12 protein-coding genes and 1 riboswitch are annotated in these 11,635 nt (G+C 70.6%); of the genes, 8 read left to right on the top strand and 4 right to left on the bottom strand.

The window, feature by feature from the left end:
• Window positions 1–224: 224 nt before the first annotated feature.
• Window positions 225–1,688, bottom strand: a complete 1,464-nt coding sequence (locus GUY60_RS25670; RefSeq protein WP_312866420.1) for a glycine hydroxymethyltransferase — start codon at window positions 1,686–1,688, stop codon at window positions 225–227.
• Window positions 1,689–1,736: 48 nt separating this feature from the next.
• A riboswitch (ZMP/ZTP riboswitch) is annotated at window positions 1,737–1,823 on the bottom strand.
• Window positions 1,824–1,932: 109 nt separating this feature from the next.
• On the opposite strand from GUY60_RS25670, the gene rocD reads away from it, so the two are divergent.
• Window positions 1,933–3,135 (top strand): ornithine--oxo-acid transaminase, encoded by a 1,203-nt coding sequence (rocD, locus tag GUY60_RS25675; RefSeq protein ID WP_161701871.1) that lies wholly within the window; start codon window positions 1,933–1,935, stop codon window positions 3,133–3,135.
• Between the two features lie 119 nt (window positions 3,136–3,254).
• On the opposite strand, the gene GUY60_RS25680 is transcribed toward rocD, so the two are convergent.
• The gene (locus GUY60_RS25680) at window positions 3,255–4,439 is read right to left on the bottom strand and encodes a glutathionylspermidine synthase family protein (protein ID WP_161701873.1); all 1,185 of its coding nucleotides are present in this window, start codon (window positions 4,437–4,439) and stop codon (window positions 3,255–3,257) included.
• Window positions 4,440–4,445: 6 nt separating this feature from the next.
• Window positions 4,446–4,700 carry a hypothetical protein gene (locus GUY60_RS25685; protein WP_161701885.1) on the bottom strand — a complete coding sequence of 85 codons (255 nt, stop codon included), beginning with the start codon at window positions 4,698–4,700 and terminating at the stop codon, window positions 4,446–4,448.
• A gap of 242 nt (window positions 4,701–4,942) precedes the next feature.
• Here GUY60_RS25685 and GUY60_RS25690 point away from each other — a divergent pair, with 242 nt between their 5' ends.
• Window positions 4,943–5,881, top strand: a complete 939-nt coding sequence (locus tag GUY60_RS25690) for a DMT family transporter (RefSeq protein ID WP_161701887.1) — start codon at window positions 4,943–4,945, stop codon at window positions 5,879–5,881.
• Here the strand turns inward: GUY60_RS25690 and pdxR are convergent.
• Window positions 5,878–7,317 carry a MocR-like pyridoxine biosynthesis transcription factor PdxR gene (gene pdxR / locus GUY60_RS25695; protein WP_161701875.1) on the bottom strand — a complete coding sequence of 480 codons (1,440 nt, stop codon included), beginning with the start codon at window positions 7,315–7,317 and terminating at the stop codon, window positions 5,878–5,880. The two genes, GUY60_RS25690 and pdxR, sit on opposite strands and share 4 nt — an antisense overlap.
• A gap of 46 nt (window positions 7,318–7,363) precedes the next feature.
• Between pdxR and GUY60_RS25700 the strand changes: the two genes are divergently transcribed.
• From GUY60_RS25700 to GUY60_RS25725, 6 genes are all read left to right on the top strand, one after another.
• Window positions 7,364–7,870, top strand: a complete 507-nt coding sequence (locus GUY60_RS25700) for a carboxymuconolactone decarboxylase family protein (RefSeq protein WP_161701877.1) — start codon at window positions 7,364–7,366, stop codon at window positions 7,868–7,870.
• On the top strand, window positions 7,867–8,322 hold the full coding sequence (locus GUY60_RS25705) for a carboxymuconolactone decarboxylase family protein (RefSeq protein ID WP_376771323.1): 456 nt from the start codon (window positions 7,867–7,869) through the stop codon (window positions 8,320–8,322). The genes GUY60_RS25700 and GUY60_RS25705 overlap by 4 nt, the downstream gene beginning before the upstream one ends.
• Window positions 8,313–9,032: an isocitrate lyase/PEP mutase family protein gene (locus tag GUY60_RS25710; protein ID WP_161701879.1), complete on the top strand. Its 720-nt coding sequence runs from the start codon at window positions 8,313–8,315 to the stop codon at window positions 9,030–9,032. The genes GUY60_RS25705 and GUY60_RS25710 overlap by 10 nt, the downstream gene beginning before the upstream one ends.
• A 202-nt stretch (window positions 9,033–9,234) precedes the next feature.
• Window positions 9,235–9,555, top strand: a complete 321-nt coding sequence (locus GUY60_RS25715; RefSeq protein WP_161701881.1) for a hypothetical protein — start codon at window positions 9,235–9,237, stop codon at window positions 9,553–9,555.
• The gene (locus GUY60_RS25720) at window positions 9,555–10,793 is read left to right on the top strand and encodes a WXG100 family type VII secretion target (protein WP_246235658.1); all 1,239 of its coding nucleotides are present in this window, start codon (window positions 9,555–9,557) and stop codon (window positions 10,791–10,793) included. The genes GUY60_RS25715 and GUY60_RS25720 overlap by 1 nt, the downstream gene beginning before the upstream one ends.
• A 40-nt stretch (window positions 10,794–10,833) precedes the next feature.
• Complete coding sequence (locus tag GUY60_RS25725) at window positions 10,834–11,541, top strand: hypothetical protein (protein ID WP_161701883.1); 708 nt, start codon at window positions 10,834–10,836, stop codon at window positions 11,539–11,541.
• The last annotated feature ends 94 nt before the right edge of the window (window positions 11,542–11,635 follow it).

An 11,635-nucleotide genomic window follows, 5' to 3' on the forward strand; every position in this document is an offset into this window, starting at 1 on the left:
GATCGGGGAGTGAGGGTGGCTCTCGGGTAGCGCGTGCGTACGCGTACGGCCGGGTTCGGACAGCTTGGGTTGTCCGGGCCCGGCTTGTTTTTTCCCCTCCCCGCCCCTTCCCGAAAGTCCTGCGGACAGCCACGGGGGCTCCGCCCCCGGACCCCCGCTCCTCAAACGCCAGAGGGGCTGAAAATCAGCCCCTCCGGCGTTTGAGGAGGCCCGTCCGGCGAGGACTAGCTCAGGTCGATGCCCGGGTACAGCGGGAACCCGGTCAGCAGGTCGGAGGCCCGCCGGGACACCTCGTCCGAGACCTTCTCCTCAAGGACGTGCTGCGCCTTGGACACCGCGCCCTTGCTCGTCGTGCCCGGCTCCGTCGCCGTGAGGACCGTGTCGATGAGGCCCGCGATCTCGTCCATCTCGCCAGTGCCGAGGCCCCGCGTCGTCAGCGCCGGGGTGCCGATGCGGATGCCCGAGGTGTACCAGGCGCCGTTCGGGTCGGCCGGGATCGCGTTGCGGTTGGTGACCACGCCGGAGTCGAGCAGCGCGGACTCCGCCTGGCGGCCGGTCAGGCCGTACGAGGACGCCACGTCGATCAGGTTCAGGTGGTTGTCCGTGCCGCCCGTGACGAGGGTGGCGCCGCGGCGCATCAGGCCCTCGGCGAGGGCGCGGGAGTTGTCGACGACGCGCTGCGCGTAGTCCTGGAAGTCGGGGCGGCGGGCCTCCGCGAGTGCGACCGCCTTGGCGGCCATGACGTGCGGCAGCGGGCCACCGAGGACCATCGGGCAGCCCCGGTCGACCTGGTCCTTGAGGCTGTCGTCGCACAGCACCATGCCGCCGCGCGGGCCGCGCAGCGACTTGTGCGTGGTGGTCGTGACGATCTGCGCGTGCGGTACGGGGTCGAAGTCGCCGGTGAGGACCTTGCCCGCGACGAGGCCCGCGAAGTGCGCCATGTCGACCATCAGCGTCGCGCCGACCTCGTCGGCGATCTCCCGCATGACCCGGAAGTTGACCAGGCGCGGGTACGCCGAGTACCCGGCGACGATGATCAGCGGCTTGAACTCGCGGGCCTGGGCGCGCAGCGCCTCGTAGTCGATGAGGCCGGTGGCGGGGTCCGTGCCGTAGGAACGCTGGTCGAACATCTTGCCGGAGATGTTGGGGCGGAAGCCGTGCGTGAGGTGGCCGCCCGCGTCCAGGGACATGCCGAGCATCCGCTGGTTGCCGAAGGCCTGGCGCAGCTCGGCCCAGTCGGCGTCGGAGAGGTCGTTGACGTTGCGGACACCGGCCGCGGCCAGGGCAGGAGCCTCGACGCGGTCGGCGAGTACCGCCCAGAACGCGACCAGGTTGGCGTCGATACCGGAGTGCGGCTGGGCGTACGCGTGCCGGGCGCCGAAGAGTTCGCGGGCGTGCTCGGCGGCGAGGGCCTCGACGGTGTCGACGTTGCGACAGCCGGCGTAGAAACGGCGGCCGACGGTGCCCTCGGCGTACTTGTCGCTCAGCCAGTTGCCCATGGTGAGCAGCGTGGCCGGGGACGCGTAGTTCTCGGAGGCGATCAGCTTGAGCATCTCGCGCTGGTCGGCGAGCTCCTGGCCGATCGCGTCGGCGACGCGGGGCTCGACGCCGCGGATCACTTCGAGGGCGCTGCGGAAGGCGGTCGACTCCGTGGAGAGATTCGGCGGAGTGGCGGGTGCATCGGACACGGGTGCATCGGACATGGGGGACCTCCGGACGCTTTCAGCGGTCTAGATCGGTACGGCCCAGGCGCACGGCACACAGTTCACGAGCCGCTCCCCGATGGTTGACCCCATCTCAGCGCGCCAGTCACGGCCCGCTGCTCACCTTACCGGCGTGTGTGACCGGCGAGGTTTCCTCGTCCGGCATGCGAGCGACGATAGGCATGGGGGCGACATCCCGCCCGCACGCTCCACGACGAACGGAGATCCCGTGTCCCGTACGGAACAGGCCATCGCGTCGGCCGAGGCCCACAGCGCGCACAACTACCACCCGCTCCCCGTGGTCGTCGCCACGGCCGAGGGTGCCTGGATGACGGACGTCGAGGGCCGCCGCTACCTCGACATGCTCGCCGGGTACTCGGCGCTCAACTTCGGGCACGGCAACCGCCGCCTGCTCGACGCTGCACGGGCCCAGCTGGAGCGGGTCACGCTGACCTCGCGGGCCTTCCACCACGACCGGTTCGCGGACTTCTGCACCCAGCTCGCCGAGCTGTGCGACATGGACATGGTGCTGCCCATGAACACCGGCGCGGAGGCCGTCGAGACGGCCGTGAAGACCGCCAGGAAGTGGGGGTACACGGTCAAGGGCGTACCGGACGGCCGCGCCAAGATCGTGGTCGCGGGTGACAACTTCCACGGGCGTACGACGACGATCGTCAGCTTCTCCACCGACCACGAGGCCCGCGCCGACTTCGGCCCGTACACGCCGGGCTTCGAGATCGTGCCGTACGGCGATCTGACGTCGCTGCGGGCGGCGGTCACCGAGAACACCGTGGCGGTGCTGCTCGAACCGATCCAGGGCGAGGCCGGTGTGCTCGTACCGCCGCCCGGCTACCTCGCGGGCGTGCGCGAGCTGACCCGGGAGCGGAACGTGCTTTTCATCGCGGACGAGATCCAGTCCGGGCTCGGCCGTACGGGCAGGACCTTCGCGTGCGAGCACGAGGGCGTCGTGCCGGACATGTACGTGCTCGGCAAGGCGCTCGGCGGCGGGGTCGTGCCGGTGTCGGCGGTGGTCTCCTCGGCCGAGGTGCTCGGCGTGTTCCGGCCCGGCGAGCACGGCTCCACCTTCGGCGGCAACCCGCTGGCCTGCGCGGTCGCCCTCGAAGTGATCGCGATGCTGCGTACCGGCGAATTCCAGGAACGGGCCACGGAGTTGGGCGAACACCTGCACCGCGAGCTGAACCTGCTGCCCGGCGGGGCGGTGCGGGCGGTGCGGGGGCGTGGGTTGTGGGCCGGCGTCGACATCGATCCGTCGTACGGGACGGGGCGCGAGATCTCTGAGAAGTTGATGGAGCGGGGGGTGCTGGTGAAGGACACCCATGGGTCGACTATTCGGATCGCTCCGCCGTTGGTGATCTCCAAGGAGGACCTTGACTGGGGGTTGGACCAGTTGAGGTCGACTCTGTCCAGCTAGGCACGCGTCGAGGGTGCCGTCGGCCGCGGCACCCTCGATCGCCCTTCGGGCTCGTCCTCAAACTCCCCCAGCTATCGCCGGGAGGTGCCCCCAGGACGGGCTGAATTTGACGGCCGGACTCAAAGGATCACGTGCGGGAGGAACCGTGCGTACTCGTCGGTGATAAGGCCCGACGACTCCCGGATACCAAGACCCGCCGCCTCGTCCTCGACGACCCACGCCCCGAGCACCACACGGTTGCCGTCGAAGTCGGGCAGGGGCGCCAACTCCTGGTAGCAGTGCGGTTCTTCATGGACCACCGGGTCGGCGCCCGGCTCGTGGACCGTGACTCCGGCGCCCTCGCGGCCCAGCAGGGGCTTGGCCACGTATCCGCCCTCGGAGGCCAGCTCGCGGGGGCCGTCGAGGTAGGCGGGGAGCAGGTTGGGGTGGTCCGGGTAGAGCTCCCAGAGGATCGCGAGGAGCGCCTTGTTGGAGAGCAGCATCTTCCAGGCGGGTTCGATCCACAGGGTGGAACCGGTGCCGCCGCCGTTGTCCAGGGTGTCCCTGACCTGCGGGCCGAAGCTGTCGGTGGCCAGCCACTCCCACGGGTAGAGCTTGAAGCAGCTGCGGATGAACCGGAGGTTCTCGTCCACGAACCGGCCGGAGAGCGGGTCCCAGCCGATGTCCTCCATCGCGATGGCCTCGGTCTCGATCCCGGCCTGCTGCGCGGTCTCGCGGAGGTACGCGACCGTCATCAGGTCCTCGCCGAGTTCGTCGCCGTTGGAGTGCGCGAAGTACAGCGGGCTGCCCGGCGGGAGCAGCGCGGCCTGCTTCTTCCAGGCGTCGATCAGCCGCTCGTGCAGCGAGTTCCACTGGTCGGCGCCGGGGAAGCGCTCCTCCATCCAGAACCACTGCGGGCTCGCGGCCTCGACGAGCGAGGTGGGCGTGTCCGCGTTGTACTCCAGCATCTTCGCCGGGCCCGTACCGTCGTACCGCAGGTCGAACCTGCCGTACACGGACGGGAGTTCGGCCCTTCGTCGCCACGACTCGGCGATCAGGGACGCGAGGTGCGGGTCGGTGATGCCGAGGTCGGCGAAGCGGTCGTGCTCGACGATGTGCGCGGCGGCGGCCAGGCACATCGTGTGCAGTTCCTCGACAACCTCTTCGAGCGCCTCGACCTCGGGCAGCGAGAAGACGTAGTAGCCGCTCTCGTCCCAGTACGGGCGCAGCGAGTCGTCCGGGTAGCGGGTGAGCGGGTAGATGCAGCCCTGTTCCTCGACGGTCTCCTGCCAGCCGTCGCGGGGCTCGATCGTGCGGCGCTCCACGGCAGTTCAGCCGCCGCTCGATGACGAGCAGCCGAAGCCGCCGCGGCTCACGGACGACTTGTCGAAGCTGCCGCCCTCGACGCGCCCGTTCTTGGAGGTGCCGCCGTAGTAGTACGAGCCGCTGCTGCTGCCGCTTCCGCCGCTGCCGCTGCCGCCGCTCTTGCACTGGTAACTGGGCAGCTGCTTACGGCTCATGGGGTCCACGCAGCGCTTGTCCGGCTCCGAGCCGCAGGCGCTGAGGGCGGCGGCGAGCAGGCCCATGCCGCCGAGTATCACCGTGCTGGAGCGCAGCCGTCGCGAGCCCGCCCCGATGCGCCGCTTGTCCGGCTCGGCGGACGTTTCCGCTGCTGTCTCCGTGCTTGTCCCGGTCGTCATGATCCGGCCACTCCCCCGCTGTTCGCCTCTGGTGTTCGACGCGGCTCAGCGTAGAGAACCGCCCCCGTACCCTCGCAACTCGATCTCTTTACGGCCGCCTGATTTACAGTCAGTTCGTGTTGATCGGGATGATTTGTGCGCTGGGTGCCGCGCTCTGTTTCGGTACCGCCTCCGTTCTTCAGGCGGTCGCGACCCGCAGCGTCACGCCCGGAACGGGCGCGGGCGTCGACCCGGGGCTGCTCCTCCGGGCGCTGCGCCAGTGGCGCTATCTCGTCGGTCTCGCCCTCGACGGGCTCGGATTCCTGCTGCAGATCGTCGCGTTGCGCTCGCTGCCGATCTACGCCGTCGGGGCCGCCCTCGCCGCCAGCCTCGCCGTCACCGCGGTGGTCGCCGCGCGACTCCTGCACGTGCGGCTGAACACCGTCGAGTGGAGCGCGGTCGGCGTGGTCGTCGCCGGGCTCGCGATGCTCGGCCTGGCCTCGGGCACGGAGGGCGAAAGCACCGGGTCGACGGCCCTCGCGTACGCGATGCTCGGCACCGCCGTGGCCGTGCTGCTCGTCGGCGTACTCGCCGGGCGGCTGCCGGAACGGCCGCGGGCGCTGCTGCTCGGCCTCGGCGCGGGCTTCGGCTTCGGCGTCGTGGAGGTCTCCGTCCGGCTCATCGACACGCTCCAGCCGAAGGCGCTGCTCACCAACCCGGCGACGTACGCGCTACTGCTCGGCGGCGGCGCCGCGTTCCTGCTGCTCACCTCGGCGCTGCAGCGCGGCTCGGTGACCACGGCCACCGCGGGCATGGTCCTCGGCGAGACGGTCGGCCCGGCCCTGGTCGGCGTGGTCTGGCTCGGCGACCGCACCCGCGAGGGGCTCGGCTGGCTCGCGGTCCTCGGGTTCGCGGTGGCGGTGGCGGGGTCGCTGGCGTTGGCACGGTTCGGGGAGGTGGAGCCTGCGGCGCTCGACGAGGACCACATCTCATCCCCGGCCGCCCGCACCGCCGATCGCCCTGCGGGCTCGTCCTCAAGCGCCGGACAGGCTGAGAGCGCCGGACAGGCTGAAGATCGCGCGCCCTAGCTCACACCCGACACCCCGGCCAACGCATCGCACAACGTGTCCAGCGCCCCCGACCAGGCGTGGTCCGGTGGTGTTCCGTAGCCGATGACGAGGGCGTCGCGGCCCTCCCCCGGCACGTCCGGGTGCCGGAAGCGGCTCAGTCCGAGCACGTTCAGGCCGTGCCAGGCGGCCGCGCGGATCGTCGACTGCTCGGTACCGGCGGGGAGTTCGAGCACCGCGTGCAGGCCCGCCGCGATCCCGCTCACCCGCACCCGCGGAACCCGCGCCGCGAGCGCCGCCACCAACTGGTCGCGGCGGCGCCGGTAGCGAAGCCGGGCGGCACGGACATGGCGGTCGTACGCCCCCGAGGTCAGGAAGTCCGCGAAGGTCAGCTGGTCGACGACGCCGCAGGCCCAGTCCGACGCGCCCTTGGCGTCGGCGACCCGCCCGGCGAGCGCGGCGGGCAGCACCATCCAGCCGAGCCGCAGCGCCGGTGCGAGGGACTTGCTGACGGTGCCGAGGTGCACGACGCGGTCCGGGTCGAGTCCCTGGAGCGCGCCGACCGGCTGCCGGTCGTAGCGGAACTCGCCGTCGTAGTCGTCCTCCAGGATCAGGCCGCCGCTCGACCGCGCCCAGTCGACCGTCTCCGCGCGGCGCTCCGGCGACAGCGGCATGCCGAGCGGGAACTGGTGCGCGGGCGTCAGCAGCACCGCGCCCGGCCACAGCCGCGCCAGCGCGTCGGTGCGGGTGCCGCGGGCGTCGCACGGCAGCGGGGGCAGGGTGAGGCCCGCGGCGGTGAGCAGGTCGCGGTGCACGTCGAGGCCGTACGACTCCACGGCGACGGACCGCGCCCCGCCCTGCCCGAGCACCTTCCCGAGCAGCATCAGGCCGTGCGCGACGCCGGCGCAGACGACGATCCGGTCCGGGTCGGCGTAGACGCCGCGGGCCCGCGCCAGATAGTCGGCCAGCGCGGTGCGCAGCTCGACGCGGCCGCGCGGATCGCCGTACCCGAAGGCCTCGTTGGGGGCGACGGCGAGTGCCCGGCGGGCCGACCTGAGCCACGCCTCGCGCGGGAACGACGCCAGGTCGGGGCTGCCGGGGGTGAGGTCGTGCCGGGCCGGACCCGGCGTGCGGCGCGGCGGCGCGGTGGCGGGCCGGCTCACGGGGCGCTCGGCGACCCGGGTACCGGAGCCCTGCCGCGCGGTGAGCCAGCCCTCGGCGACCAGGTCGGCGTAGGCGTCGGCGACGGTGTTGCGGGCGATGCCCAGGTCGACGGCGAGGGCGCGGGAGGACGGCAGCCGGGTGCCGGGGGCGAGCCGGCCCCCGCGTACCGCTTCGCGCAGCGCGTCGGTGAGGCCCTTGCGTACGCCCGAGCCACCCACGCACACACGGAGGTCGATATGGAGGTCGATGCCGTGGCCTTCGGCGGCCGGCGAAGTGGCCCAGGTTTCTGCCATGGAAATGGACCATAGTCGTGGGTCACCCGGCTCCTAGGGTCGAGGCATGACACACGAACACAGCGACGGCTACGTGCCCGAGCACACCCCGCGGATGGAGTGGGCCAAGCTCGCGCCCGAGGTCTACAAGGCGATGCTGCAGCTGGAGAAGGCCACACGTCAGGGCACTGACCCGGGGCTCTACGAGCTGGTCAAGATCCGCGCCTCACAGCTCAACCACTGCGCGTTCTGCCTGGACATGCACACCAAGGACGCACTGGCCCAGGGCGAGTCGGTGGAGCGGATCATCCAGCTCAGCGCCTGGGAGGAGTCACGGCACTTCTACACGCGCCGGGAGCTCGCGGCCCTCGAACTGACCGAGGCGATAACGGTGTTGACCGAGGGCTTCGTTCCGGACGAGGTGTACGAGCGGGCGGCGGCGGAGTTCGAGGAGGCCGAACTGGCCCACCTGATCGCGGCCATCACGACGATCAACGCCTGGAACCGGTTCGGCGTGTCCACCCGCATGGTGCCGGGGCACTACAAGCCCGCCGCGCAGGGCAACGCCTCGTGACGGCGCAGCCCCGCACCCTCGAACTGCCCACGGAGTTCCGCGAGGCGATGCAGCAACTGAGCGCGGCCGCCAAGCGGGGCCTCGGCGACCCGGTGCTCGCCGAGCTGGTGATGATCCGCGCCTCGCAGCTCAACCGGTGCGCGTTCTGCCTCGACATGCATCTGACGGTTGCCCGCAAGGCCGGTGAGTCGGAGGCCCGGCTCGACCTGCTGTCCGCCTGGGAGGAGAGCACCGGCACGTACACGGACCGCGAACGCGCGGCCCTCGCCCTCACGGAGGCGGTCACGGTCCTCACGGAGGGGTTCGTGCCGGACGAGGTGTACGCGGACGCCGCCGCGCACTTCGACGAGCACGGACTCGCCCACCTCATCGCCCTGATCACGACCATCAACTCCTGGAACCGTCTGATGGTCGCCCGCCGCATACAGCCCGGAGGCCCGGCATGGACGTGACCGCCTTCAGGAAACTGCACCAGGACCGGGCGCCCGGCGACCCGCTGATCCTGCCGGGCCCCTGGGACGCGGCCAGTGCCCGCGCGTTCGCCGAGGCCGGCTTCCCGGCGCTCGCGACGCCGAGCGCGGGCATCGCGGCATCGCTCGGGTACGAGGACGGGGCGACCCCGGCCGACGAGATGTTCGCGGCGGTGGCCCGCCTCGTGCGGTCCGTGGCCGACTTCGGCATCCCGGTCTCCGCCGACCTGGAGGCGGGCTACGGCCTGGCTCCGCGCGAACTCGTGGCCCGCGCCCTCGACGCCGGGGTGGTCGGCGTCAACCTGGAGGACTCCGGCCCGTCCGGCCTGGGCGACCCGGAGCGGCAAGCGGATCGGCTGGCCGAGGTCCGCGCGGCGGCGGACGGCGCGCTGTTCGTCAACGCCCGCGTGGACACGTACGTACGAGGTGTTCCCGATCTGGACGAGACGGTGCGGCGTGCGCTGCTGTACGTCGAGGCGGGGGCGGACTCCGTGTACCCGATCCTGGCCCCGCCTGAGCACCTGCCCGAGCTGTGCTCCCGGATCCCGGTCCCGCTCAACGCGGTGTCCCATCCGGACGGTCCTTCACCTCGCGAACTCGGCCAACTCGGCGTCTCCCGCGTCACGTTCGGGCCGGGGCTGCTGTGGCGGGCGATGAGTGCTGTGAAGGCCGTGGCCGAGGAGTTGCGCTAGCGGCGGGCCCGCGCCCCGTGCCGAATGCACCGATCATGTGGCAGTCCCGTGCTGATCCGGTGCCAAGATCCGAGGCCGGCGTCTACGGCCAAGTAGCTGGTCAGGACGCTTATATGACGCATGTATCGTGCCTGGGTGGTCCAGGAGGCAGTCGGTCCTCCTGGGCCTGTCACGTACAGGCGAATCGGGGGCACAGCGGTTCATGGGATTCAAGACGGACATCGATCAGCTCAAACAGTTCCTCGACAACCTTGAGCGATGCGTCGATGAACTGAACGAGGCGCGTACCGCCCTCGCCCACGTGCGTGGCGACCAGATCGGCACCGCTCGGCTCGACGAAGCCTGTGACAAGTTCCAGATGGAATGGAAGTACGGGTCCGACAAGACCAAGGAACTGATCGGCGAGATCAAAGAGGGCGTGAAGGCCAACAAGAAGGGCTACGAAGAGGTCGAAGAGGCCTTGGAGAAGGCCCTCAAGAAGATTGCGGACAGCGGCACTTCGGGTGACGGAGGCGGTAAGTAATGGCTGCGAACCCGTACCACAACATCGGCTTCAACCCCGTACCGGGCGTCCCCCACGAGGTCACCCAGCTGCAGAAGAAGGTCTCCGCGGCCGCCACGGCGCTGGAGAGCACCCACCGCCAGCTGACGAAGCTCACCGCCGAGTCCAGCTACTGGGAGGGCGACGCGGCGAACGCGTTCCGCGAGAACCTCGAAGGCGACCTGTCGAAGTACCTCAAGGACGCCGGTTCGGCGCTGCGTGACGCCGCGACCCAACTCCACCGGTGGGACAGCCATCTGACGTCCAACAAGGAGTTGGCGAAGAAGTACGACGACGACGCCGGCGAGAAGAAGGCCGCGGCCGAGAAGGCGAAGGGCACGTACGAGCAGGCCGCCAAGAACCCGGACCTGAAGACCGCCCCGCACTACGACTCGCAGGAGGCGGCGGACGCGGCGACCGCCCGCATGCGCGCCGCCGAACGCGACCTGAACGAGGCGAGCTCGGCCCTCACGAAGGCCAACGAGGCGTACTCGTCCCTCAACCGCAAGATCGAGGAACTCCAGACCACCCACTCCGACCAGGCCGACGTCATCGCCAAGGCGTTGAGCACCCAGGCCAACAAGGCCCCCGACAAGGGGTTCTGGGAGAGCGTCGGCGACATCCTCGGGTCGGTCGGCAAGTTCCTCGCGGACCACGCGGGCACCATCGGGGCGATCGCGGGACTGCTCGCGTTCATTCCGGTCCTGACGCCGATCATGGCGCCGATCGCCATGGCGGCGAGTGCGGTGTCGCTGGGCAAGAACCTAAGTGACCCGAAGTTCATAAGCGACCTCAAGGGCGAGGGAAGCGGCATGGACCGGTTCGCCGCCATCGCCTCCATCGCCGGTGACGTGGTCGGCCTGATCCCGGGCGGCAAGGCGCTGGGCCTCGCCGCCAAGGAAGGCTTCGAAGGCGCGGCCGACGGAGCCAACATGGCCATGAAGGTCTGGGAAGGCACGAAGAGCGGCCTCTCCGGCATCGGCCGCTCGGCGGCGGACGAGGCGACCGAAGCCCTATCGACCGCCAGCCAGAGCGCCAAGGGCATGGGCATGTACATGGCCGATGTGAAGGTCAACATGATTAACGTCGGCGCGAACCTCATCTCCTCCGCAGAGGAGTTCGGCGTTGTGGACGACGACGGCTCCGAGCACAACACCGCCGAGAGCACCAAGGCTGCCGCGACGGCGCACGGCATCGCCGGATTGTTCGGGTGGGTGTGAGCGTGGGTGTGAGCGCCCCCAGCGAGAGTGAAGGCACCGCATGACCGTGAGCGAACTGACCGCCCCACCGAAGGACCGCAGCAAACCGTCCTTCTGGTACGGCATGCCCGTCGGCTACATGTCCCTGGACCTCGACCCGCCGGCCGAGCAGTTCATGGCGATGGTCGAGCAGTTGCGTGCGCTGCCCGAACCGGAACGGGAAGCGGCGGGCCGCGCCCTGGACCTCTACTCGGGCGTTGTGCAGCTGCTGCGCACCAACCGGGTGCAGGAGTGCGCGCTCGGGATGCACCCCGACGACGCCGGTGGCTTCACCACGTCGGTGTTCACCGTGTCGACCCTGCCGACGCCGGGTAACGCGAAGCTCGTGATCGCCGGGCTCGCGGGCTCCGCCGCGCACGACAAGGACGAGGAGCTGCGGCCGCTGGAGCTTCCGTCCGGCCTCGGCTACCTCGCCGAGAAGCTGGCGCCCGCCCCGCGGTCGACCCAGCAGCCGGAGCTGAACGACACGCTTCCGAGCAACGTCTGGCAGGGCACCGTCGCGGTGGCGATGCCCAGTAACGCGGAGCTCGTCGTGCTCCAGATGGTGACCCCGGATCTCGACTCCGCCGACGACTACCGGAACATATTGATCGGGATCGCCCGCACCCTGAGCTTCACCGATCCCGATCGAGCGAAGGCGGACGAACAGGTCCAGGAACCGGAGGCGCCGACCGGCGCCGCGGCCGCCATGCGGAACGACTTCGGATAGCACCAGCGGGGCTGGGGCGGACTGCAGGAGAGACGACACGTGCTGGAGAACACTCAAGGTGCCCCGGTGGCAGGGGCGGTGGACACGGCCGCGC

Source organism: Streptomyces boluensis (genome assembly GCF_009908195.1).
Lineage (GTDB): Bacteria > Actinomycetota > Actinomycetes > Streptomycetales > Streptomycetaceae > Streptomyces > Streptomyces boluensis.